Annotated in this window: 14 protein-coding genes and 1 pseudogene; 12 read left to right on the top strand and 3 right to left on the bottom strand. The window is 74.2% G+C overall.

Going from position 1 to position 25,073, the window contains the following annotated elements:
* Positions 1 to 49: 49 nt before the first annotated feature.
* Both ACIPPS_RS09220 and ACIPPS_RS09215 read right to left on the bottom strand, forming a co-directional pair.
* On the bottom strand, positions 50 to 3,139 hold the full coding sequence (locus ACIPPS_RS09220; RefSeq protein ID WP_401428735.1) for a caspase family protein: 3,090 nt from the start codon (positions 3,137 to 3,139) through the stop codon (positions 50 to 52).
* A gap of 38 nt (positions 3,140 to 3,177) precedes the next feature.
* On the bottom strand, positions 3,178 to 4,047 hold the full coding sequence (locus tag ACIPPS_RS09215; protein ID WP_401428733.1) for an alpha/beta fold hydrolase: 870 nt from the start codon (positions 4,045 to 4,047) through the stop codon (positions 3,178 to 3,180).
* Positions 4,048 to 4,254: 207 nt separating this feature from the next.
* Here ACIPPS_RS09215 and ACIPPS_RS09210 point away from each other — a divergent pair.
* The 12 genes and pseudogenes from ACIPPS_RS09210 to ACIPPS_RS09155 all read left to right on the top strand — a co-directional run bounded on the left by ACIPPS_RS09210 (position 4,255) and on the right by ACIPPS_RS09155 (position 24,587).
* Positions 4,255 to 6,074, top strand: a pseudogene (locus ACIPPS_RS09210) (ABC transporter ATP-binding protein).
* Positions 6,075 to 6,525: 451 nt separating this feature from the next.
* On the top strand, positions 6,526 to 6,834 hold the full coding sequence (locus tag ACIPPS_RS09205; RefSeq protein ID WP_401428731.1) for a hypothetical protein: 309 nt from the start codon (positions 6,526 to 6,528) through the stop codon (positions 6,832 to 6,834).
* 6 nt (positions 6,835 to 6,840) lie between these two features.
* Positions 6,841 to 8,949, top strand: a complete 2,109-nt coding sequence (locus ACIPPS_RS09200) for a BTAD domain-containing putative transcriptional regulator (RefSeq protein WP_401428729.1) — start codon at positions 6,841 to 6,843, stop codon at positions 8,947 to 8,949.
* A 5-nt stretch (positions 8,950 to 8,954) separates the two neighbouring features.
* Positions 8,955 to 11,507, top strand: coding sequence for a TOMM precursor leader peptide-binding protein (locus ACIPPS_RS09195; protein ID WP_401428727.1), 2,553 nt, complete (start codon positions 8,955 to 8,957; stop codon positions 11,505 to 11,507).
* Positions 11,508 to 11,622: 115 nt separating this feature from the next.
* Positions 11,623 to 13,512: a TOMM precursor leader peptide-binding protein gene (locus ACIPPS_RS09190; RefSeq protein ID WP_401429549.1), complete on the top strand. Its 1,890-nt coding sequence runs from the start codon at positions 11,623 to 11,625 to the stop codon at positions 13,510 to 13,512.
* A gap of 257 nt (positions 13,513 to 13,769) precedes the next feature.
* Positions 13,770 to 15,359, top strand: a complete 1,590-nt coding sequence (locus ACIPPS_RS09185) for a SagB family peptide dehydrogenase (RefSeq protein WP_401428725.1) — start codon at positions 13,770 to 13,772, stop codon at positions 15,357 to 15,359.
* Between the two features lie 13 nt (positions 15,360 to 15,372).
* On the top strand, positions 15,373 to 18,507 hold the full coding sequence (locus ACIPPS_RS09180) for a lantibiotic dehydratase (RefSeq protein ID WP_401428723.1): 3,135 nt from the start codon (positions 15,373 to 15,375) through the stop codon (positions 18,505 to 18,507).
* Positions 18,504 to 19,571, top strand: a complete 1,068-nt coding sequence (locus ACIPPS_RS09175; RefSeq protein ID WP_401428721.1) for a lantibiotic dehydratase C-terminal domain-containing protein — start codon at positions 18,504 to 18,506, stop codon at positions 19,569 to 19,571. The genes ACIPPS_RS09180 and ACIPPS_RS09175 overlap by 4 nt, the downstream gene beginning before the upstream one ends.
* Entirely contained in the window at positions 19,568 to 20,692 is a 1,125-nt protein-coding gene (locus ACIPPS_RS09170; RefSeq protein WP_401428719.1) for a metalloprotease, read from the top strand. The genes ACIPPS_RS09175 and ACIPPS_RS09170 overlap by 4 nt, the downstream gene beginning before the upstream one ends.
* Positions 20,693 to 20,706: 14 nt before the next feature.
* The gene (locus ACIPPS_RS09165) at positions 20,707 to 21,690 is read left to right on the top strand and encodes an ABC transporter ATP-binding protein (RefSeq protein ID WP_401428718.1); all 984 of its coding nucleotides are present in this window, start codon (positions 20,707 to 20,709) and stop codon (positions 21,688 to 21,690) included.
* A 69-nt stretch (positions 21,691 to 21,759) separates the two neighbouring features.
* On the top strand, positions 21,760 to 22,515 hold the full coding sequence (locus tag ACIPPS_RS09160; protein ID WP_401428717.1) for an ABC transporter permease: 756 nt from the start codon (positions 21,760 to 21,762) through the stop codon (positions 22,513 to 22,515).
* Positions 22,512 to 24,587 (top strand): TOMM precursor leader peptide-binding protein, encoded by a 2,076-nt coding sequence (locus ACIPPS_RS09155; RefSeq protein ID WP_401428714.1) that lies wholly within the window; start codon positions 22,512 to 22,514, stop codon positions 24,585 to 24,587. The genes ACIPPS_RS09160 and ACIPPS_RS09155 overlap by 4 nt, the downstream gene beginning before the upstream one ends.
* Before the next feature lie 92 nt (positions 24,588 to 24,679).
* Here the strand turns inward: ACIPPS_RS09155 and ACIPPS_RS09150 are convergent, their stop codons facing one another.
* Complete coding sequence (locus ACIPPS_RS09150) at positions 24,680 to 24,856, bottom strand: thiazolylpeptide-type bacteriocin (protein ID WP_015609023.1); 177 nt, start codon at positions 24,854 to 24,856, stop codon at positions 24,680 to 24,682.
* Positions 24,857 to 25,073: the final 217 nt, after the last annotated feature.

Genomic DNA, 25,073 nt, shown 5'->3' with positions numbered 1-25,073 from the left:
GTGCTGGTGCTGCGTGCTGCGTGCTGCGTACTGCCCGGTGACGTGCTGGTCAGGGGGTGATGCGGACCAGGCCCGCGACGGTCCCGACGACGATCTGGCCGTTGTGGTGCAGGTCCACCGAGTGGATGTCGAGCCCGATGTCGACGTGGCGGACCGGGCCCGAACCGGTGGCGGGCGACAGTCGGATGTCGCCGCCGACGCCCGCGCTGACGAGCACCTGCGCCTCACCGACGGTGCACAGCCGCAGTTCGCTGACGCCGCTTTCGTGCTCCGCGATCCACCGATGGGTACGTCCGTCCCAGTCCGACCACCAGACGGAACCGTCGCCGGCCCCCGTGTAGATGCCGTGGGCATCGGAGGCGATCTTCATCAGACCGCGTTTCTGCGGCGGTTCGAAGGTGTGCAGGCGTCGCCCGTCGCCGCTCCACACGGCCACCTGTGACGCGGTGCGCGCCGCCACCCGGACCCCGCGCTCGGTCGCCGCGGCGGTGGCTCCGCCCAGCCGGAGCCCCGGTTTGTCGACGCGCTCCCCGGTGGCGCCCCCGCTCCGCCACTGCCACCCCTCGCTCCCGGCGATCAGCAGGTCCTCCCCGACCTTGACGCAGGTGATCAGAGGGCAGTGGAGGTCCAGTGGCGTGATCTCCTGCCCCCTCCCGTCCAGAAGCGCGACCCAGGCCCCGCCCGTGATCTCCCCGGCGAACAGCGCGGGCTGCCCGGCGAGGTCGATGACGGAGGAGGTGGTGACCCTGGGCGGGACACGGCCACCGAGGGCGCGTCCGATCTCGGGTTGGAACACCGTCCAGGCGGTGTCGTCGGCCCCTCCCGGCCGGTGGAAGACGGTGTTCCCGGTCAGCGCCAGTTCCCCGCCGTCCGGAAGACAGTGGACCGTCTTGACCCCCCGGTCCTCCGGGACGTCGTGGTCGTCGGGCTTCCGGCGCAGGGCGGCCGGACGGCAGTCGACGGCCACGGCCTGCCAGCCCAGGGCGTACGAGCGGGCCCGTCGGGCGAGTTCGTCCAGGGCCCGCACCTGGGCGTGCAGCGCCAGCCGCGCCAGGGTGTGCCCGTCGGGCCGCCAGCGGGCGCCCATCAACTCCCAGCAGAGCGCACGGACGTTGGCCACCCGGTCCGTGGTGGACTCCTGGAGGAGGCCGAGGGTCCGGTACAGCGACTCGCCGTTCATCGCCAGCAGGAACTCCGGATCGTCCAGGAACTCGTCGAGGATGCCGGCCTGCCATGCGTGGTGCGGAAGGTGCTCACGGGTGTACCGGTCGGCGCCGGACCAGTCGCGCTGTCCGGAGGGCAGCACGGGCAGCTGCTCGGTCATGGCCTGGACGAACACCGCGTGGTGTCTGCGTGTGTCGGCCGAGTCGGCCAGATAGCCGGCGGTCGGAGGGTGGCTGAGCCTCCATCCGTGACTGTTCATGCCGTCCTCCGGGACATCAAGGTAGTCCCTCGCCTCTCTGCACACGTCCATGATGGCCGCGGCCCCCGCTCCGGGTCTGCCGGACGCTCGGACCACGGCCGCCCAGAGCCGCCCGTCGGCCGGGAGCCCGTCACCCTGGGCCAGGGCCACCGGGAGGAGCATCTCCCGGGCCCACCGGGGGTCGTCGTCGTCCAGCTCGCGACTGAGTCGGTCCAGGGCGTCCAGGAACAGGTCGGCGTTGGACCGCTCGGCCTGGACCCTGGCCGTCGCGGGGTCCTGCGTGCTCGTGTCGACGGCGAACAGGTAGGCCCGGAGCCAGGAGTGCCCGGCCGCCGCGGCCGTGGCCAGCGCGATGTCCCGTATCGACCGGGCGTTCGTCGTCGACCACCGGGTGTTCCCGCGGTACTTGAGGACGTGCTCGACCAGCGCGACGACGTCGGCCCGGTGGAAGTACGCGTCCGTGTCGAGGTCGACGACCCGGCCCTCGAAGCCGTCGGGCACCTCACTGCTGGCCATGACGACCCGGGTCCGCGGCTGCGCCGCGAGGGGCGCGATCAGGGTGCTGTAGAGAAGCTCGGGCTCCTGGCTCGCGTCCACGGAGTCGAAGACGAGGCGCAGCCCCCGGTCGCCGAGGGCCTCCACCAGGCCGACGCTGTCCTCCTGATCGGTCCGGCCGAGGGGGACCAGCTTGGACACCACGGCGTCCACACTCTGGCCGCGCACGTCCAGCAGCACGTCGACGCATCCGCCGGGCGCCGCCGAGGGCGCCCGCGTCCCCGTAGGGAGCGGCTGCTCCGTGGACGACGAGACATGGATCCAGTCCAGCAGGACGGACTTCCCCGAGCCGGGCCGGCCGGTGACCACGAGCGGCGCCCCCGGCTCCGAGGGGGACGGCGCCTCGGCCAGGTAGGAGATCACGTCCCGTACGGCTTCGACGCGTCCGCAGAAGGCCCATCCGCTGCCGTCGTTCGCCTCGGGCGGCCGCCGCACCGGGCGACGCGGGTTGTAGCGCGGATTGGGGAAGGCCCGGGTGTCCTCCCGAGGGGGCACCCAGTCGGGTAACTGGGGTTCCCTGGGGTTCTCGGACCCCTTCTCCATGCGGACCTTCAGCTCCGCGAAGAGTTTGTAGGCGCCCAGGTGTTCGTCGTCCTCGCCGGCGCGGGTGTTGCGCAGCGCGCCCGCGAAGGAGTCGACGAAGTGCATCTGCTGCGCGTCGGTGGTCCGGTCCGTGGAGCTGATCAGGGTGAGCAGCGGCATGTCGGCGCCCTTGTCGAGCTGCTTGCGCGCCTCCTCGCCCAGCCGGTTGATCGCCAGCCCGGACAGGCAGGTGTCGAACAGGATGACCACCTCGCGGGGGCGGGCCTTCCCGCCCCCGATGAGGGGCGTGATGAGCTGGGCGACGTCCAGCATGCTCGTCAGCTCGGCCGCCTTGCTGTCGTGTGCGGCGAGCAGGATGTCTCCGTTGCCGACGTCGACGCCATGTCCCGAGTAGTAGAACAGCAGGATGTCGGGGGGCGTGCCGTCGTCGCCGTCCAGTGCCTGCTCGAAGCCGCGCGCGAGGTCGTCGACCTCGGGGTCGGTCCGCGAGCCGTGGTGGATCGTGAACCCGGCCTCGACCAGGACGGCCCGCATCATCCGCAGCTCGTCCGGCACGCGCGGCAGCGGCTCGAACCCCGCCCCGAAGCCACCGGTCCCGGAGACGAGCGCGACCCGCACGAGCTCCCTCGACCTGGTGACGGGGTACGACGGAGCCGTCACCGTTCGGTGGCCGACAGCGCGGTCGCGACGGCCTCGGCCACCTCGTCGGTCGTGAGGTAGCGGAGCACGGAGTGGCTGCCGAAGGCGTACTTGCCGGGCTTGTGCCAGGGCAGGTTGACGACGGGCCGGTCGTCGACGTCGCCGAAGACGGGGCCGAGATGCTTCACCAGTGCGATGGGGTCGTCCTTGGCCGCCACATTGACCCAGCGGGCGACCGGGGGCAGCGCGTCGCCCCGGGACGGCGGTGTCGGCAGCAGCCGGTCCTGGACCGCGCGCAGGCCCAGCGGGGAGCCGACGCTGATGAAGGTGTGCACGTTCCACTCGGGGTGGGCGCGGAGCGCCTCGTAGGCCACGACGGAGCCCAGCGAGTGGCCGATGACGACCCTCGTGTCCGGCGTCACGACCCGCTCGAACCGCTGCTGCGCACAGGCCCGTACGGTGTCGGAGGCGTCCAGGTAGCGACGGACCTGGCGGATCATCCAGATGACGGTGCGGCCCATGGGCCTGCCGAGCCCTTCGTGCCGCTCCAGGCGGCGCAGGGCGATCTGACCGAGCCCTTTTCCGCCGGTCGCGGGGGCGTCGGTGCCTTCGGCGAACGCCTCCAGCAGCTCCAGTTCGAGCGGGTCGCGCACGTCACCGATCTGGAACGCCGGGATGTCCTCCAACTCGTCTGCCACGGTGGCGCTCTTGCCGCCCCGGCTGCGGAAGCAGCTGCCGTAGTACACGGCGGCCACGTCGACCGGTTCCGGCACCGGGTGCGCGGCGTCGGTCATGCCGACCCGGAGGGCTTCGTACCACTCGGTCAGCATCGTCTCGGCGTGCTTGTACTGGTAACCGATCCCGTGGCAGATGACTACACGTGACATGGTGCCCCCCTACATCCCCGGCCGAGCGGTGCCCGTCCCACCGCCGACGACCTGAGGAACCATCATGCCGCATGGGCGCGTGACCGGATAACCGCTGAGCGTGATCAACTGCCCGCATTCGTGCGGGCCGTAAAACACGTGGACCGCGCGGGGGCCGGCACGGAAGACTTTCTGGCTCACCTGTCGGTCCGAAAGTTCAGGGTTGGGATGGAATCGCGTCAATCGCCCGAAGGGACCCCGAGCAGGGGTTCCGTCTTCCTCGCTCTCCGCCACTACGGACGGGAACTGGCCCGTCTCCGCCGCTGGACGGTGCCGGCGATGCTGCTGCCCGCACTCGGCAACGTCGGCATCCAGTACATCGCTCCGCTGGTCGTCGCCAAGCTCGTCGGCCGGATCGCCGGGGACGGCGGCGCCGCCCTCGGCATCGGCCCGATGCTGCCGTACGTCCTCACCTTCGCCGGTGTCCTGCTGCTCTCCGAGGCGCTGTGGCGCGTCGGTCTGCACTGCCTGAACCGTCTCGACGCCCGGGGCATCGAGCACCTCTACGTCGTCGGAATGAGGGAACTCTTCGCCAAGGACTCCTCGTTCTTCCACGACAACTTCGCCGGATCGCTGACCAAGCGGGTCCTCAGCTTCGCCTCCCGCTTCGAGGAGTTCGTCGACACGCTCACCTTCTCGGTCATGGGCAGCTTTGTGCCGCTGGCGTTCGCGTCGGTGGTGCTGTGGCAGTACGACCCGCTGCTCGTCGTGGGGCTGCTGACGATGATCCTGGTCACGGCGGTCGGCGTGACCCCGCTGATCCGGCGCCGGCAGGCGCTGGTCGCCCGGCGCGAGCAGGCCATCGCCCGGGTCTCCGGCCACGTCGCCGACAGTCTGATGAACATGGACACCGTCCGCTCGTTCGCCGCCGAGGAGCGCGAGGCCGCCGAACACCGGTCGCGCGTCGCGGAGTCCCGCCGTCTACCCTGCGGTCCTGGGACTACGGCAATCTGCGCATCGACACGCTCGTCGCGCCGATGTCCGTCCTGACCAACGTCCTCGGGCTGCTGCTCGCCCTGTCCTTCGGCGGGGGAGAGATCGGAGTCGAGGCGGTCATCGTCGCCTTCACGTACTACGCCAACGCCACCCGGATCATGTTCGAGTTCAACCAGATCTACCGGCGTCTGGAGAGCTCGATGACGGAGGCCGCGCAGTTCACCGAACTGCTCCTGGTACCACCCACGGTCCTCGACCCGCCGGTCCCGGAGCCGCTGGTCGGCGGGGCTGCCGACGTGCGCTTCGAGCGGGTGACGTTCTCCCACGCGGGCGGGAAGCCGCTCTTCAAGGGGCTCGACCTGGCGGTCCCCAGCGGCGCGAAGTTCGGTCTCGTCGGCCGCTCCGGCGGCGGGAAGACCTCGCTCACCCGGCTGCTGCTGCGGATGACGGACATCGAAGGCGGGCGGATCCTGATCGGCGGACAGGACATCAGCCGGCTCCGGCAGGCCGAACTGCGCGGCCAGATCGCCTACGTACCGCAGGACCCGGCGATGTTCCACCGCTCGCTCCGGGAGAACATCGCCTTCGCCCGGCCCGGCGCCACCGAGGCGGACATCCGCCGCGCGGCCGAGGCGGCGCACGTCACCGAGTTCGCCGACGCGCTGCCCGACGGCTTCGACACCATGGTGGGCGAACGCGGGGTGAAGCTCTCCGGCGGCCAGCGCCAGCGGGTCGCCCTCGCCCGGGCGATCCTGCGGGACGCGCCGATCCTGCTGCTCGACGAGGCCACCAGCGCCCTCGACTCCGAGAGCGAGATCCTCGTCCAGGACGCGCTGTGGCGGCTCATGGAGGGACGTACGGCGCTGGTCGTGGCGCACCGGCTCAGCACGGTGGCCACCATGGACCGGCTCGTCGTCCTCGACCGGGGGGAGATCGTCGAGCAGGGCACCCACCAGGAGCTGCTCACCACAGGCGGCGCGTACGCGAAGCTCTGGCAGCACCAGTCGGGCGGCTTCCTCGACGACACACCCGCGGGGGTCGACGCGGGCTGACGGCGGGGGGCGGGAGGGCCTTGGTCGGGCGGGGCCAGCGGGCGGGGTCCGCGTCCGGGGTCCGGGGTCCGAGTCCGGGTCCGGGTCCGGGGTCCGAGTCCGGGGTCCGCGTCCGGGTCCGGGGTCCGAGTCCGGGTCCGAGTCCGGGTCCAGGTCCGGGGTCCGCGTCCGGGGTCCGAGTCCGGGTCCGGGTCCGGGGTCCGCGTCCGGGGGAATCGGCCGGGGGGTGGTGGCCCCCTGGGCCGGGTGCGGGGCCGTCCGCCCGGCCTTGGTCCGGACCTTCGGTCCTGGTGGGGAAGGCTCCGCGGGCGGGGTGACACCAAGCTGACAGGGCGCGTCAGCTTGCTGTCACGCGGGGGCGCACCATCAGGCCGGGTCCGCTGGCATCGTCGGGACCGCCGGATCCGCTCCGGCGAGGCGGAGGAATCCACCAACAGGCCCAGGGGGATCCATGGACGCACATCCGTGTACGAAGAAGGCCGGCGCGTGGACGCGGGCCGCTGCCGCACTCGCCCTCACGCTCGGCGCGCTCACCCTGTCGGCCGGAACCGCCGCCGCCGGGCCCGCGACCGAGCCCGCCGCCACCACCCAGCACACCCCGGGCCCGTCCAGCGGTCACCCGACCGGGCCCGTCGCCGGCCTCCCGACCCCGAGCGAAGCCGTCGCCGCGCTCTGCGCCGAGTGGGAGGCCTTCGCCGCCACGCTGCCCTACACCGTCGCACCGCCGCCGGTGTGCAAGCTGGTCAACGGCTGGGACTAGGACACCGTGCGGTTCCAGCTGCTCGGGCCGCTGAGCCTGGCGGACGGCACCGAGTCCGTCGTCCTCGCCCCGTCCCGCCCCACCAACCTCCTCGCCGCGCTGCTGCTCCACGCGAACGGCGTCGTCTCGGCCGACTACCTCCAGCAGGCCATCTGGGGAGAGGATCAGCCGGCCACCGCCAAGGCCGCCCTGCAGACCTGCGTCATGCGCCTGCGCCGGCTCTTCGTCAAGCACGGCGTGACCCGGACCCCCATCGAAGCCGTCCCCGGCGGCTACCGGATCGAGGCCGGCCCGCGCACCCTCGACCTGATCGGCTTCCGCGACCAGGTCGGCCGGGCCGCCGCCGAGCGCGACCCGGACGCCGAACTGCACCTGCTCAAGGACGCCCTGTCGCTCTGGCACGGCGCGCCCCTCGCCAACGTGCGCTCCGACGTGCTCCACCGCGACGTCGTCCCGCGCCTCGTGGAGGAACGGCTGCGCGCGGTGGAGCGCGTCTGCGATCTGCACCTGGCCCTCGACCGCTGCGGCGACGCGCTCGTCGACCTCTGGGACGTCACCCGCGCGCACCCCGGCTACGAGCGCTTCCACGAGCAGCTGATCGAGGCCCTCTACCGGACCGGACGGCAGGCCGAGGCGCTGGCCGAGTACCGGCGGATCAAGGAGTACCTTCTCGACGAGTTGGGCGTGGACCCCTCCCCGGCGCTGCGCCGGCTCGAACTGGCCATCCTGCGCGGCGACGACCTGGGCCCCGCGCGGTCCGGACCGGCCGCGTCCGGACGCCTCTCCCTCCCGGCCCCGACCCAGGCCCCGGCGCCCACCGCCGAAGCCGGTCCGTCGCTCGTGGCGCCGGTGCCCGTGGTCCCCTCCTTCACCGGCCGCGCCGCCGAGGTCGCCGCCATGACGGCCCGGCTCACCCAGCCGCGCGACGAGGCGGTGACCGTACTGGTCTCCGGGGCCCCCGGCATCGGTAAGTCCGCGCTCGCCGCCCACGTCGCCCACCTGGTGCGGGACGCCTTCCCCGGCGGCCGCCTCCTGGTGCGCATGACCGACCCGCACGGCGCGCCCCGCCCGCCGGGCGAGGTCGCCGCCGAGGTCGCGGCGGCCCTGCGCGACCGGCGGCCGGAGGACCGGGCGCTGCTCGTCCTGGACGACGTGACCGACGCCGAACAGGTGCGCCCGCTCCTGCCCGTGGGCCCCGGCGGCGCGGCCGTCGTCACCAGCCGTATGGGGCTCGCCGGGCTCATCGCCACCCACGGCGGCTGGGTCCACCGGCTCTCGGTCTTCGCCCCCGAGGAGTCCCACCGACTGCTGCACACGGTCCTCGGCCCCGAGCGCGCCGAGGCCGAGCCGGACGCGGTCCGCCGGCTGGCCGAGCTCTGCGGGCACTTCCCCCTCGCACTGCGCATCGCGGCCGCCCGCCTGCTCACCCGGCCCGAGCTGCGGCTCGCCGACGGTGCGGACTGGCTCGCGGGCGACCCTGTCGGTCGGCTGGCGCTGCCGGACTCCCCGGACATGTCCGTGGACCGGGTCCTGGCCGGCGCGCTCGGCCGGCTCGACCCCCGCCTGGCCGAGCTCTTCGGCCGGTTGGGCGCGCTGCCCGCGGAGTTCAGCGCCGAGGAGTGCGCGCGGGGGAGCGAAGAGGCCGAGGGGGCGGCGGGGCCTGCGGGGCCCGCGAGGTCGGCGGATCGCGCGGATCGCGCGGATCGCGCGGAGGTCGAGGAGGTCGAGGAGACGCTGGAGCGGCTCGCGGACTCCGGGCTCCTGGAGGCGGGGCCGCCCGGCCCCTACCGGATGCACGACCTGCTGCGCCGCTACGCGCGGCGCAGCGCGGAACGCAGCCGCGCAGAACGCGGCGCTGACCCCAGCGCCCCACACGGCACCGGCCGCAGCGCGGAACCCGGCGCAGAACGCGGCGCCGCACGGGGCGGCGATCACGGCGCCCCGCACGGCACCGACCGCAGCGCGGAAGCCGGCGCTGACCCCGGCGCCCAGCACAGCACCGACGGCAGCACCGATCGCAGCACCGATCCCAGCACCGAACGCGGCACCGACCCACGCGCTGATCGCATGGCCGACCGCAACGCCGAACGTACGCGACCGACAGAGAAGGTGTGAGGCACATGGCTGAGGCTGAGGCTGACATCGCCGGCACGGCGTCCGCTCCCGGCGGCGCCCCCCGGCCCGCCCCCGCCCCCGACGCGGCGTTCGACGCGCTCGCCGGGACCCGCCCCCATATGCGCCGCGACGTGCTCTTCACCGAGACACCCGCCGGAGTCCTCTTCCACAACGCCGACGGCGGCTTCCACCTCACCGGCAAGACCGCCTACCGCTTCGCCGCTCTCGTGGCCCCGCACCTGACGGGCGGTCACACCCTCGGCGAGCTGTGCACCGGCTTCGGCCCGGCCCAACGGGCCATGGCCGCCGTCCTGGTGGGCACCCTCTACGCACGCTCCTTCGCCCGCGACGTACCCGAGACCGAGGCCGGGAGCGGCGCCGAGGCCCTCGTCGCGGCAGCGGGGGACCGGGGCGGGGAGCAGGACGCCGAAGCGGTCCTGCGCGAGTTCGCGGCGCAGATCGCGTACGTCGACCACTACGTCGACGGCGCCCCCGCCCGCTTCGCCCGGTTCCGCCGCACCCGGGTCGCCGTCCTCGGCGGCGACGAGACCGCCCGCTGGTGCGGCCTCAGCCTGGTCCGCAACGGCTGCGCACACATCGGTGTCGGCGCGGACCTGCCGGAGGTCACGGCGGAGGCGGCCGACGCCGGAGCGCGCGGCTGTCCCGTACGGGTCGAGCGGATCGCCCCCGACGCCGACTGGGCGGACCTGGCCGACTACGACGTCGTGATCGTGACCGGTGCCGGGGCCGCCGGCCGGACCCACCGGCTGCTCGACGCCGGCGTGCCCCGGGGCCGTACCCTCATCCCCGCCTGGACGTTCGGCGACCGGTCCGTCATCGGTCCCCTCGCCACCGCCTCCACCACCGGCTGCTGGTCCTGTGCCGTGCTCCGGCTCGGCGCGAACACGGACGCCGGAGCCGCCGCCGAGCTGTGGGCGGAGGTGGCCGGCGGTTCGGTCCCTGGCGTCGGCTCGCCCGCCCCCGCCGACGGCGCGCCGCTCGGCGGACCGCTGACCGGACCGGTGGCGGCGATGACGGGCAACCTCCTCGGGTACGAGGTGTTCCGCCTCACCACCGGCGCGCTGCCCGCCGAGACCTCGGGACAGGTGCTGCTCCAGGACCTCGCGTCGCTGGACGTCGTCGCCGAACCGCTCCACCCGCACCCCCGCTGCCGCCGCTGCTCATCGCTCACCGGCACCGGCGCCGAGACCGGCACCGCCGCCGAGACCGGCACCGAGGCCGGCACCGGCACCGAGTCCCGGGCCGGCGGCGTGGGCATGGGCGTCGATTCCGGCGAACGGGAGGCCGCGCCCGCCACGCTGACGCTGCCCGTGACCGCGAGCGTGCGGACCGCGCGCGAGGCGGAGGACGAGGTCGACCGCCTGAACACCCTCACCGCCGCGCTCGTCCGCCCGCACGCCGGCGTCTTCCGCCGCTACGAGGACGAGGACCTGACCCAGACCCCGCTGAAGATCAGCCGGTTGGAACTCTCCCTCGGTCACGGTGTGCGCCGTCGCGTCGCCGCCTTCGACGTGCACCATCTGGCGGGCGCGCGGACCCGGGCCCTGTACACGGCGGCGGAGGCGTACGCCGAACACGTCGCCCTGCCGGGCGGCGCGACCGCCGCGCCGGAGTCCGGTGCCCCCGCCGTCCGCCTGCTGCCCGACGCGCTGACCACCGGCGGCGGTACGGGAACGGCCGCCGACGCCGTCAGGGCGTGGGCGAGCGCCACTTCGCTGCTCACCAAGGAGAGCGTGGACGTCCCCGAGGCTGCCGTGCGCACCTTCGGGCCCGCCAACCGCGACCGCGCGCACCTGGCGACCGGCGCGGGGGTCGGCGCGGGCGCGTCGGCCCAGGAGGCCGCGGGCCGCGGGCTGTTGTCGGCCCTTGCGCACGACGCGCTGGTACGGGCGGTACGCGGGGAGACCCGGGTGGCGCGCGTGGCGCTCCCGCCCGTGGACACGGACCCGGTCGGCACCGACGACCCCGAGCTGGTGTTCCTGGTGCGGTCCGCCGCCAACCTCGACGTCACGCCGGAGCTCCTCGACCTCGGCGAGGACGAGCGCTCCTCGGCGTACGCGGTGCTGGCCCGCGAGGCCCCTGGCGGCGGCTCCGACAGCCGTGCGGGCGACGACTCCAGCCGTGCGGGCGACGACTCCAGCCGTGCGGGCGGCCGGTGGGCCGTCGGCGCGGGCCTCTCGCGCCGCGACGCGGTCTGCGACGCACTGCGGGACCTCCTCGGCCAGGCCCAGCTCGCGGCGGAGGACCCGTCCGAGGACATCGACCTCGGGCTGCCGCTCGTGCTCGACCTCGCCCCGGCCACGATCGCCGTCACCGACACCGCGGAACGCCCCGCACAGGGCGGTGCGGATCGCGCGGCCACCACCTTCGACGCCGTGCTCGACCGCTTGCGGACGTCCGGCCGGGACGTGCTGTACGTGCCGACCACCCCGGCCGACCTCGCGGCCTGCGGTGTGAGCACGGCCCGCGTCCTGGTCACCGTGGCGCCCGTGTCCGCCGCACCGACCGAGGACGGCGCCGCCGATGCCCACCACTGAAACGTCCGCGCCCGACGACGTAGGGGCGCCGTCCGCCCGGGAGTTGGCGCGGCTCGTACGCCGGACCCTCACGGGCCACGCCCCGACGCCGGACCCGGACGGCACGGGGGTGGACATGGCCGGCGGAGACGCGCCCGCAGGCATGGCCGTGGACGCACGCGGGGCTGTGGCCGTCGACGTGGCGCCGATCGGCGTACGCGACGCGTTCCGGAGCGCCGGCCGGACGGCGACCGGTGTCCCGGTCCGCTTCTACGGACGGCAGGCCGTCGTCGGTCCCTTCCCCGGTGGTGCGCACGGCCGGCCGGCCTGCGCCACCTGCCTGGAGCGCCGCTGGCAGGCCGTCCGCTCCGTCGCTCTGCGCGAGGCGCTGGAGCTCGGTTCCGGCACCCGCGCGGCCGGCGAGTCCCCGTACGTCACCCCCTTCGCCGCCGACGCGATCGCCGGTCTGATCGCGGCCCGGCAGGCGGGCGGCGGCCCCGAGGAGCGGGTCTTCCCCGCCGTCCACCTGGTCGACCTGACGACCCTGCGGGTCCGCCACTACCCGCTCGTCCCGGACCCCGAGTGCCCCGCCTGCGGCCAGGTGGAGGAGGACACCGCCGCCCGCGCCGTCCTCGACCTGCGACCCGCGCCCAAGCACCACCCCGGCGGATTCCGGGTCCGGGACATCGGTGACTACGAGCTGCCCGTCGAGCCGTACGCCAACCCCGTCTGCGGGTCGCTCGGCCCGTCCGTGGTCCAGGACGTCGCCTCGCTCTCCACCTCCGCCACCATCGGCTGCTTCTCCATGCGCTCGGGGGAGTACCTGCGCGAGACCTTCTGGGGCGGCCATGCCGACACCTTCGCCGAGAGCGTCCGCATCGGTGTCCTGGAGGGGCTGGAACGGTACGCGGGGATGCGCGCCCGGGCCAAGCGCGCAGGGGTGCGCGACTCGCTCGACGGGCTCACCGCGCGCGGGGTCCGGGCCCTCGACCCGCGCCTCTGCGGGCTCTACTCGGAGGCCTTCCACCAGGCCAACCCACGTGTGCGGCCCTTCACACCCGACCGGAACCTCCCCTGGGTGTGGGGCTACTCGCTGCGCGACCGCGAACCCGTCCTCGTACCCGAGGTCCTGACGTACTATCACGCTCCCGGTCTGGAGAACCGCTTCGTGCAGGAGTCCTCCAACGGTTGCGCCTCCGGCGGGAGTCTGGAGGAGGCCGCCTACTTCGGCCTGATGGAGGTCGTCGAACGGGACGCCTTCCTCCTCGCCTGGTACGGGAAGGTCGCGCTGCCCGAGATCGACCCGCGCTCCAGCACCCGGCGGGCCACCCGCCATATGGTCGACCGGCTGGCGATGTACGGCTACGAGGCCCGGTTCTTCGACACCCGGATCACCTTCCCCGTGCCGGTCGTCACCGGCGTGGCCGTCCGCCCCGACGGCGGCCTCGGCCGGATGTGCTTCGGCGCGGGCGCCGGCCTCGATCCGGAGGCCGCGCTCGCGGGCGCGCTCTGCGAGATCGCCACGGACTCCGTCAACCTCCAGGGCCGCACCGAACGCGACGAGGAGCGGCTACGGGCCATGGCGTACGACTTCGACAAGGTGGCGGCCCTGCACGACCACCCGTTGGCGTACGGCATCCCGGAGATGGGCGACCACGCCGACTTCCTGCTCGGGGAGCCGGGCGCGCCCCGCCCGCCCTGGCGGTCCCTCGCCGAGGTGTACGGGGACGGCCGGGTCCTGCCGGTCTCCGACGACCTGCGTGAGGACCTCCAGGTGTGCGTGGACGCGGTCGCCTCCGCCGGGTTCGACACGATCGTCGTCGACCAGACCATGCCCGAGCAGCGACGCCTGGGCCTGACCACGGTGAGCGTGATCGTGCCGGGCCTGCTGCCGATCGACTTCGGCCACACGCGCCAGCGGGCGCTCGGGATGCCGAGGCTGCGTACCGCGCTTCGGGAGGCCGGCCTGCGCGAACACGACCTGGTTCCCTCGGACTTCAACCCCGCTCCTCACCCCTTCCCCTGACCGGGGGGCGGCGCGTGGGCCGCGGGGCTCCTGCCGCGCACGGGACCCGCTCCCGCTCCCGGCCGCCCGCCGGACCCGTTCCCGTGGCGCGCGAACCCCGCCCCCTGAGCCCCCGACTCCCGAGCCCCGACACCCCTAGCCCCGTCCCCGAGCCCCCGACACCCCGCCCCCGAGCCCCCGACACCCCGCCCCCGAGCCCCGACCCCGCCCCCGACACCCCGCCCCCGAGCCCGCGACCTGCGACCAAGGAGTGACCCATGGGGTACGCCCACGACTACGCCGCCGCCATCATGCGGCGCGGCCGGGTCCCGATGCCCCCGGCCGACCACGTTCCGAACTGGGCCGACGCCCCGCGCAAGACGAAGTTCTACCCGGGCGTCGACAGCCTCCCGCTGCCCGACGCCGACTACCCGGCCGACGCGGCCCTCGACCTCGGCCTGGGACAGCCCGAACTCCCCGATGAGGAAAGCGCGTTCGACCTCGTCACGCTCTCGGGCATGCTGCGCGACTCCTACGGGCTCACCGGCCGCAGGCTCGGCGTCCAGGCCAACACGGACCTGAGCGCCCTGCCCTCGTACCCGCTCGCCAACTGGTCCCGGGGCACCGCCTCCGGCGGCGGCCTCTACCCGGTCGGCGTCTACTGGGTGTCCGGCGCCACCGGACCCGTACCGCCCGGTGTGCACTACTACGCGACCCGTCACCACGCGATGCAGCGCCTGCTGACCGGTGACGTCACCGGTGAGGTGCGCGCGGCGCTCGGCGAGGGGGCGCCCGGCCCCGGCCTCACCGACCAGTACCTGGTCCTCGGCGTCAAGTACTGGCAGAACGCCTTCAAGTACAACAGCTTCTCCTTCCACGCCGTGAGCATGGACATCGGGACCGTGCTCCAGACCTGGCGGATGTGGGCCCGGGCGCGGGGCCTGGAGATCGAGCCGGCCCTGTGGTTCGACGAGGAGCGGCTCGCCCGGCTGCTCGGCGTGCGGTCCGAGGAGGAGGGCGTCTTCGCCGTCGTCCCGCTGCGCTGGACGGGCACACCGAGGCAGACCGGACCCGCCGCGGCCTCGGTGCGCCGCGCCGACGTCGAGCGGTCCCGTACCGTCCTCACCTTCGAGGCGGTGACCGGTATGCAGGCCGCCACCTCCCGGGACGCCGCCGACCGGCCCGCCGTGGGCGCCCTCGCCCCGGCCGCCGTCGCACCCCCACGGGCCGGCCTGACCGAGGTCCCGCTGCCCGCGCCGCGCCCCCTGACGACGGACGTCCGCACCGCCCTGCGCCGACGGCGCAGCAGCTTCGGCCGCTTCGACGCCGGGCGGCCGGTGGCGCCCGATCAGCTGGCCGCCTGCCTGGCCGCCGCCGCGTCCGCCTCCCGGCTCGGCGGCGACACGGGCTGCGTCGGAGAGCCCGCGACGACGCGGCTGTACGCGTTCGTCAACCACGTCGAGGGGCTCGCCCCGGGCGGCTACGCCTACGACCCGGAGGCGGGCGCCCTGCGGCGCGTGACGGAGGGCCGCCCCGGCGCCTTCCTCCAGAAGAACTACTTCCTGGCCAACTACAACCTGGAGCAGGCCGGAGCCGTCCTGGTGCCCGCCATGCGCACGGCGGCGGTCCTCGACGCGGTGGGCGACCGGGGCTACCGACTGGTCGGCGCGACCGTCGGCGCCGTGTCCCAGGCCGTCTACACCGCCTCGGCCGCGATGGAGCTGGGCTGCGGGGTGGCCCTGGGCTTCGACAACATCTCGTACATCGAGGAACTCGGCCTCGAACGGACGGGCGAGTCCCCCCTGCTGATCATGCTCATCGGCAACGAGCGGCCCTTCCCGGCCGACTTCCGGTACGAGATCGCCTGAGGGGGAGGGGATCATGGCGCCGTTCGTGATCCGGGTGGCCGGGCTGCCCGTGGAGACCGTGCGAGAGCTGCGCTGCCCCGGCAGCCGCCGCTGGGCCGACGAGGTCGCCGCCGCGACCGACGCGCTCCGCGCGGCGGGCGAGACCGTCGGCGATCGGCTGCACGGACTGGTGGGGCGGACCGAGGACGGTCAGGAGGACGTCCGGCGGCGGCTGCTCGCGCTGCGGCGCGCCGTCTTCAACGGCCGACCGCCCCAGGACCCGCAGGGCGCACGGGAGTTGGTGGCCTCCCTCGACGTGGAGACCGGCCGCGCCCTCGACGCGTGGCTGGTCGACCACCGCCGGCTCGTCGACCGCCACGCGCAGGGCGCGGCGCTGCTCGCCGAGGAGACCGGCCGCGCCCGCGCCGCGCTGGGCCGCCTCGTCGACGAGGAAAGGCTGCGCAAGGCCCTGCTGCTTGCCTCGCCCGTTCTGTACGGCCAACTGGACGCGTATGTACGGGCGGTGGAGGTGCCGGGCGGGGGATCCGGCGGGCACGGGGGAGGTCCCGGTGCTCCCGGCAAGAAGCAGCGCAAGATCGAGCGTTCGCTGCTGTCGTATCTCTATCGGACCGTCTGCAAGACGAGCCCGTTCTCCACGTTCACCGGCGTCGCCCTCGGGGAGTTCACCGAGGACGGGGACGGGTTCGCCGTCCGCGTGGACGACGAGTGGACCGGGCACGCCCGCCTGAACGTGGTCGCGCTCGGGCGGCTCGCCGAGACGATCGCCGCCGACCCGGTCCGCCTCGCCGACCTGCCCGTCTCGCTCGCCAGCGGCTGGGGGCGGGACGACGACCGGGTGCGGTACGTCCGCCGCTGGGTCACCGCGGGCGACGACGACACGGCCGTCACCTTCGACGCCGTACAGGACCGGCTGTTCTTCCTGCGGCGCAGCGGCACGCTGGAACGGCTCCTCGGCCTCTTCGAGGAGCGCGGCACGCTGCGGCACGGCGAACTCGCCGCCTGGCTGGCCGTCGAGCACGGCGCGGTCTCGGGACCGGGCGAGGGGGAGGGCGACGACGAGGGCGAGGGCGAGGGCGACGACGCGGAATGCGGTGCCCCGGCGGCCGGCTCCGACGACGTCGAGCGGTATCTCGGCGCCCTGCTGGACGTCGGCATGCTCCAGGTGCCGGTCCTGCGCACGGAGGTCCACGACACCGATCCGCTCCGCGCCTTCCAGCGGTCCCTGCGCGCCGTCGGGCGCCCCTGGGCCGACGAGCTGGCCGCCGAGCTGGCAGGGCCGGTCGAACTGGTGGACCGGTTCGCGCGGGCCGCCCCGGCCGAGCGCCCCGCCGTGCTCGCCGCCCTGCGCGAGCGGCTGCGGGAGATCCAGCGGGCGCTCGGGGCCGAGGAGGGCCGCGTCCCGCAGACCGTGCTCTACGAGGACGCGGCTGCGGGCACGGCCACCGGCCCCGACGCCCAGGCCTGGGCGCGGCTCGCCGACGGCCCGCTCGCAGCGGTCGAACGCGTCCTGCCCGCCTTCGACCTGACGCTCCCTCAGCGACTTATCCTCAAGGGCTTCTTCCTCGCCCGGTACGGAAGGGGCGGCCGCTGCGACGACCTGCTCAAGCTGGTCCACGACTTCCACGAGGACTTCTTCGAGCAGTACATGTCGTTCACCGCCAAGCGCACCACCTTCGACGCGGAGGGCCGGTACGTTCCCGAGGAGAACTGGCTCGGGCAGCCGGAACTGAAGGCGCTCGACACCGCCCGTACCGCGTTCGTCGAGCGCATGCGAAACCTGTGGGAGAAGGCCACGTCGGCCGGGGCGGGCGAGGTCGTCCTTGACGACACCTCGATGGCGGAGATCGCGGACGAACTGCAAGGCCTCACAGCGCACTTCGCGCCGATGAGTCACCACCTCCAGCTCGCCGACCGGCCGGGCGGATCTCCGCTCCTCGTCCTCAACCGCTCCTACGGCGGCCTGTCCTTCCCCTTCAGTCGCTTCACCCAGCTCTTCGACGGGCTCGCCGAGCGCCTGCTCGACAACTCCGCCGCCGTCGTGCCGCCGGGCGCGGTCCTCGCCGAGGTCACCGGAGGCCCGGTGACCAGCAACCTCAACCTGCACGGCCGGCTCGTCCCGTACGAGATCGTCTGCCCCGGCGAGACCGGCACCCTGGAACCGGAGTGCCGGATCGACCTGGACGACCTGTCCATCGAGCACGACGAGCCCACGGACCGTCTCGTCCTGCGGTCCAGCCGCCTCGGGCGCGAAGTGATCCCCGTCTACCTCGGCTACCTCGTGCCGCTGGCCCTGCCCGAGCTCGCCCGCACGCTCCTCCTGCTCTCGCCGACCTCCATGGCGCCGCTGAACGTCTGGGGCGGCGTGCCCGAGGGTGAGCCGGCCGCCGGGGTGACCTCCCGGCCGCGCGTCCGCCACGGCGACCTGGTCCTGGCCCGCCGCAGCTGGAGCGCGCCCGCCGCCGTGCTCCCGCTGCGGGCGACCGGCGACGGGCCTTCGGCCGACGCGGACTGGTTCCTCGGCTGGCACCGCTTCCGGCGCGCCCACGGGCTGCCGGACCGGGTGTTCGCCACCGTCTCGGACAGCGGCGCCCGAGGGGCGACCGGGGCGAAACCGCAGTACGTCGACTTCGACAGCGCCCTGTCGCTGGCCGCGTTCGAGGCCCTGCTGAAGAGCGAGCAGGCCCGCGTGGTCTTCCGCGAGGCCCTGCCGGACGAGGACGAGCTGCACGTCACCAGCGGACGCGGGCGCCACGTGGCCGAACTCTCCGTGGAGACCCTGCCCACCGCCGACCGGCCCGGCCCTGACCCCGCCGACCGGACCCGCCCTGACGCTGCCGACCGGCCCCGCCCTGACCCTGCCGACCGGACCCCGCCGCCCGCCGACCGGACCCGCCCTGACCCTGCCGACCGGGCCGCGCTGACCGCCGACCGGCCCCGCCCTGACCCTGCCGACCGGACCCGCCCTGACCCTGCCGACCGGGCCGCGCTGACCGCCGACCTGACCGTGCCTCCCGCCGACCGGACCGCGCCGCCCCCCGACCGAACTCCGCCGCACTCCGCAGAGGTGCCGGCCTCGTCCCCGGGCGCCTCCCCGTCCACGTCCGTGGCCCCTGCGCCGCCGCAGTCCCGGAAGGGGAACTCCCGATGACCGCCTCCACCCCGCCCGCGACCTCCCCGTCCCTCACAGCGGCGGGGCAGGGCGCCTGGCAGGCCACGCACGTCTTCTACGCCGCCAACCCCCGCCCCTTCCTGCTCCAGTGCGTGCGCCCGCTGGTGGCCGAGCTCGCGGCGGACGGGCTGCTGGGGAACTGGTTCTTCATCAACTACTGGCTCCAGGGCCCGCACGTCCGACTCCGGATGCGGCCGTCGTCCCCGGCCGCGGAGGCCGAGGTCCGCCGCCGCACCGAGCGGGCGATCGACACCTTCCTCGCCGAACGGCCGGCGCTGTACGAGGTGGACTCGGGCTTCCTGCACGACTTCTACAACACCCTCTTCGAGATCGAGTTCCCCGGCGCCGAGCGCGCGCCCTACGTCGACGACGACGGCCGGATGATGCTGCGGCCCAACAACTCGCGCTGCGCCGAACCGTACGAGCCGGAGTTCGGCAAGTACGGCGGCCCGGCCGGGATCGAGCTGGCCGAATGGCACTTCCGCCACTCCAGCGAGCTGGTCGTGGACGCGTTCCGCACCAAGAACCTGCATCTGCGGACCGTGCTGCTCGGCACCTCGGCCCAGCTGATGATGGTCATGTCCGCAGCCTTTTTGCCGGACGAGCGGGAGTTGGCCGACTACCTTGACAGCTACTACACGTTCTGGCACACGGCGTTCCCCGGCACCGGCTTCATCGGGAGCGAGGAGTACGACCGCAACTACGCGGCCATGGCCCCGGACCTGACCGCGCGGTTCGCCGCCGTGCGCGCCGCCGTGGCGGCCGGCGCACGGCGGCCGGTCCGGCTGCCCACATTCCTGGGCGGCTGGGCCGACCACTGCCTCGAACTGCGCGACCGTGCGCAGCGGCTCGCGCGCGACGGCGAGCTGGTCTTCCGCTCCTGGGACGGCGAGCGGGACGAGCGGGTCACCGACCCGGCGGTCGCCCTGCCGCTGCTCCTCTCCCCGTACATGCACATGACCAACAACCGGCTGCACGTGACCATCCGCGACGAGGCGTACCTCGCCCACGTCCTGGGCCGCTGTCTGCGGGAGTCCCCATGACGGCAGAGGTCGACTACCGGCCGGCGCTCCGCGACGGAGTGCTGGTGAGCGATCCCTTCCTGCGCGGCGCGGCCACCGTGCACCTGATCAAGGACACCGTCGGCGGCCAGTCCTTCAAGGTCGGCGTCAAGGAGTCCTTCCTGATCTCCCGGATGGACGGCAGCCGTACCCTCGGCCAGCTCGGCGAGGCGTACGCGCGGGAGTACGGACGCCGGCTCGGCGACGCCCACTGGCACCGGCTGCTCGGCATGCTGGGCACCCGCGGCCTGCTGGCGGGCGCGCCGAAGACCGCGCCCCCGGCCCCCGATGCGCCCCCGGCCCCCGCCGCGCCCCCCGCCCGGCGTCTCCTGGCCGGCAGTATCCGGCTCGTCGCGGACGCCGACGCGACCACCGCCCGCCTGTACCGCGCCGTCGGCTTCCTGCTGCACCCCGTGTGCCTGGTGCCGCTGCTCGCCGCCGTCCTCGCCATGGAGACCGCCCTCGCCGTGCGCCTGGGCGACGCGGTGCTCGCCGCCCGGGACCTCTTCCTCAACCCCGTGCTGCTGGCCGCCACCGGCGCCCTCCTCTGGCTGTCCACCGCCCTGCACGAACTGGCCCACGGGGTGGTCGCACGTCATTTCGGCGGACGAGTCGGCGAGATCGGGCTGCGCTGGCGGCTGCCAATGGTGATCATGTACTGCACCGTGGACAACTACCTCTACCTCCGGACCCGTTGGCACCGGATCGCGACGGCCGTCGCGGGCGCCGTCGTGAACCTCCTCTTCCTGCTGCCGTTCTGGGCCCTGGAGCTCTGGGCACCGCTGGACGAGGCCACTTCCGACGCCGTGACCGGCCTGCTGCTGCTCGGCAGCGTGCAGGCGTTCGCGATGCTCGTCCCGCTGCCCCCGCTCGACGGCTACAAGATCGTCAGCCAGTGGGCAGGGGCGACCGAACTCGCCGCCTCCAGCCGTGACTTCCTCCGCCTGGCCGTGCGCCGCGCCCCGGCCGCGGCCGCGTACCCGGGCCGGGCCCGTACCGTCTACACCGCCTACGGACTGGGCACCCTGCTCGTCCTCGGAGTCCTCGCCGCCTCGGCGGCGGCACTCGTCCACCACCTTCTGACGGCGGCCCGAGCCGCGTGACCAAGGAGCGCACCATGCCCCCCACCACCCCGTCTCCCGCGCAGGAGAGCGCGGCGACCCGCGAGACGACCGAGCCGGGCCGGGGCGCGGCGCGCCAGGACGCGGCGATCGTGCTCGACTCCGTCCACAAGCGGTACGGCCCCAAGCAGGCCGTCGACGGCATCTCGCTGACCGTGGCGCGCGGCGAGTTCTTCGGGCTGCTCGGCCCCAACGGCGCCGGGAAGACCACCCTGATCGAGATCGTGGAGGGCCAGCGGCACGCCGACTCCGGCACGGTCGCCGTCTTCGGCGAGAACCCCTGGCCGCGCAACGTCGGCCTGCTGCCCCGGATCGGCGTGCAGACCCAGACCTCCGCCTTCTTCGTCCGGCTGACCGCCCGCGAGCACCTGGAGACGGTCGCCGCGCTCTACGGCGCCGGCCGGGGCGCCGTCGACCGGGCTCTGGACTCCGTCGGCCTGACCGAGCACGGCGCCGTCCGTGTCGAGGACCTGTCCGGCGGCCAGCGGCAGCGGCTCGCCATCGCCTCGGCCCTGGCGCACGAACCGGAGCTGATCTTCCTGGACGAGCCGACGGCCGCCCTCGACCCGCAGGCCCGCCGCGCGCTCTGGCAGGTCCTGCGCGACCTCAAGGGCGCGGGCCGCACCATCGTCTACACCACCCACCACCTCGACGAGGCCGAGGCGCTCTGCGACCGGGTCGCGATCATCGTGGACGGACGGGTGCGCGCGCTCGACACCCCGGCCCGGCTCGTCTCCGCCGGCAGCCCCACCACCCGCCTGGTCATTCCCGCGGGGCGGCTCTCCCCGGAGGCCGCGCGGGCCATCCCCGGCGTCATCGGCGTCACCGAGGAGCCGGACGCCGTCGTCCTGGAGACCCTGGACGCGGGACCCGTCCTGGCGGCGGTCGGCGAGATCGCCGGACTACAGGGGATCCGGACCCGTACCGCCAGCCTGGAGGACGTCTACCTCCAACTGACCGGCGACGCGCCCCGGTCGTAGCCCCGCACCGCCCCGCCCTGCCCACCGGGCGGGGACAGAGCTCAGAGAACGGACACGGAGACACACCGCATGAGCGCATACGCCGCACTGACCCGAGCGGGCTACCGGGCCTACACCCGCGACAAGACCACCCTCTTCTTCACCTTCGCCTTCCCGCTGCTCTTCCTGGTCGTCTTCGGGCTGATCTTCCACGGCAAGGAGGTCGAGCAGAGCGGCCAGCCGTACATCAACTACATCGCCCCCGGCGTGCTCTCCTGGGGCGTCGCCAACGCGGCCGTCTTCGGCGTGGGCTTCGTCCTCATGCAGTGGCGCCGCGACGACATCCTGCGGCTCATCCGGATGACGCCCGTCCGGCTGCCCGCCGTGCTCGCCTCCCGCTACTGGCTCGCCGTCGTCATCGGCATCGTGCAGACCGCGCTGTTCGTCGGGGTGGCGCTGCTGCCGTGGTTCGGGCTGCGGCCGGCCGGCTCCTGGCCCCTCGTGCTGCCGGTCCTCGTGCTCGGCATCACCGCCTTCCTCGCGCTCGGCGTCATCGTCGGCTCGTTCGCCAAGACCCCCGAGGCGGTCGCGGCGGTCGCCAACTGCCTGATGATCCCGATGGCGTTCCTCTCCGGCTCCTTCTTCCCGCTGGACGCGATGCCGCAGTGGATGCAGAGCCTCGCCCACGCGCTGCCGCTCTTCTACCTCAACGACGGCGTCTCCGCCGCCCTCACCGGCAACGGCTCGGGCGGCGACATCGCCGTGGCGTGCGCCGTCCTCACCGGCGTCGCCGTCGTGCTCGGCGCCCTCGCGTTGAAGACCTTCCGCTGGAGCGACAAGTCATGACGACCCAGGCGCCGAGCACACCGTCCACGCCGAGCACACCGTCCACGCCGGGCACGCCCACCCGGCCGACCCCCACCCGGCCGACCCCCACCGGCGGCGCGCCCGAGGGCGCGCCGCTGGAGGAGGCCCGGGCGCTGCTCCAGCGCGAACTGTCCGACCGCCACCGAGCCGCCTCGGCCGTCACGGCTCCGGCGCCCCCCGGGGCCGGTCTCCCGGACCCGCTCGTGGTCCCCCTCGGCGCCGCCGACACGCTGGGCTTCGGCCGCCCCGACCCGTATGCCGCCCTGCGCCCCGCCGCGACCGTCCACCTCACCGCGCGGGCCGTGCTGCTCGGCCCGTGGGGCGGCCGGGCCGGAGCCCGGGCCTGCGGGCAGTGCCTCGCCATGCGCTGGCAGCGGCTGCGCAGCCGCTCCGAGCGGGAGGCGCTGGAGCTCGGCCACACGCCCCACGGCGCCGCCGCCTGGCCGGTCTTCACCGACTACGCCCTGGACGCCGTCTGGGCCGCGTACCGGGCGACGCTCCCCGGCCTCCGCCCGACGCCCGCAACGGCGTCCGGGCCCGACGGGGAGCTGCCCCAGGTCACCCGGGTCGACCTCGCGTCGCTCGCCACCGCGACCTTCCCGCTGCTGCCCGAGCCGCTCTGCCCGTCCTGCGTGCGCGAGCGCCCCGACACCGCCGAGTCGGCCCGGATGACCCTCGGCCCGGCCCCCAAGCCGGACCCGTCCGGCTACCGGCTGCGCTCCCTGGGCTCGTACCCGCTGCCCACCACCGCGCTGGCCAACCCGGTCTGCGGCGCCCTCGGCTCCGACGTCTGGATCAACCCGGTCTCCACCACCACCGCCCCGGTGGCCGGCACCCACTTCGTGCGGGGCTACGCGGGCCTCAACGACGTCACCTGGAGCGGCCAGGCCAACAGCTACGGCACCAGCCGTACGCTGGCCCATCTGGAGGGCCTGGAGCGCTACGCCGGCACCCACCGGCGACGCGGCACGGCGCCCGTCACCGCCTCGTACCACGGCCTGGTCGCGGCCGGCACACCCGTCCTCGACCCCGCCGCGTGCGGCCTCTACGCACCCGAGACGTACGAACGCGACCATCTCGTCAGCCCGTTCGCCCCCGACCGGGCCATCCCCTGGGTGTGGGGTCACTCGCTGCGCTCCGACGCGCCGGTCCTCGTCCCGGCCCGCCTGGCGCACTACAGCGCCGGCGTCGACGCCGACAACTTCGTCTTCGAGTGCTCCAACGGCTGCGCCACCGGCGGAAGCCTCGAAGAGGCCATCCTCTACGGCCTGTTGGAGCTGATCGAGCGGGACGCCTTCCTGCTCGCCTGGTACGGACGCGCCCGGCTGACCCGGATCGACCTCGCCACCTGCCGCGCCCCCGCGATCCGTTCGATGATCGACCGGGCCGCCCTGCACGGCTACGACGTCCACGCCTACGACACCCGCATGGACCTCGCCGTCCCCGTCGTCACCGCGCTCGCCGTCCGCCGCGACGGCGGCCCCGGGGCGCTCTCCTTCGCCGCCGCGGCCGGCTTCGACCCCGAGGGCACCGTGGACTCCGCGCTCTCCGAGGTCCTCACCTACATCCCGCACCTGCCCTACCAGGTCGCCGAACGGGTCGACGAACTGGAGGAAATGGCACGGGACTTCACCCAGGTCCGGCACCTCAAGGACCACGCCCAGCTCTACGGCCTGCCCTCGATGACCATCCACGCCCGCGAGTACCTGGAGCCGGCCGGCGTGCTCCCGCTCGGCGACGTGTTCCGCGACTGGGAGTCGCTGCGCCCGCGCACCGGGGACCTGATGGACGACCTGCGGCTGCTCCGCGACGACCTGGTCCGCGCCGGACACGACGTCATCGCCGTCGACCAGACGACGCCCGAGCAGCGCCGGATGGGCCTGCACACCGTCGCGGCTATCGTGCCCGGCCTGCTGCCCCTCGACTTCGGTTGGACCCGCCAGCGGGCCCTGCTCATGCCCCGGCTGCGCACCGCCCTGCGGGCATCCGGCAGACGCGCCACCGATCTGCGCGAGGACGAGATCAAGGCCGTGCCGCACCCGTTCCCGTGACCTGCCTCCGTACGGCTGCCGCACGCGCGACAGCCCCCGCCCGCGCGGGATTCTCCGCCGGGTGGGGGCTGCCGAGCGCGGGATCCGTGGGATCAGGCGCTGCAGGAGGTGGTGCTGGTGGTGCTGGAGCAGGTGGAGGTCGAGGAGGACGAGGTGCACCCGGCGAGGACGACCTCGACCGCGTCCGAGTAGTCCGAGATCTCGAAGGTCTCCGACTCCAGCTCCAGGATCTCGTCGGCGAGGGTCGCGAGCTCCGTCTTGGGCGCCATGGTGTTCTCCTTCGCGTCACCGGGGTCCACCGGCTGCTCCGGCGGCACTCCCTTGCGATGCCTCATTCCAGCCGGGCCCGCTGTCAGATCGGCCGTCGTGGCGCTGTCAGTTCGCTGTCACCCGGTGACAGCGCCCCGCAGGCCACGCTGACCGGCCCGTACCGCACCCTCGCGAAGAGCAGGACGCCCGGCCGACCGCATCCCCGGCAGGAGACAG

Origin of the sequence: Streptomyces sp. NPDC090127 (genome assembly GCF_044746945.1) — a bacterium.
Taxonomy (GTDB): Bacteria; Actinomycetota; Actinomycetes; order Streptomycetales; family Streptomycetaceae; genus Streptomyces.
Note: the sequence above shows the minus strand (reverse complement) of the source record. Positions and strands in the feature narration are given on the sequence as shown.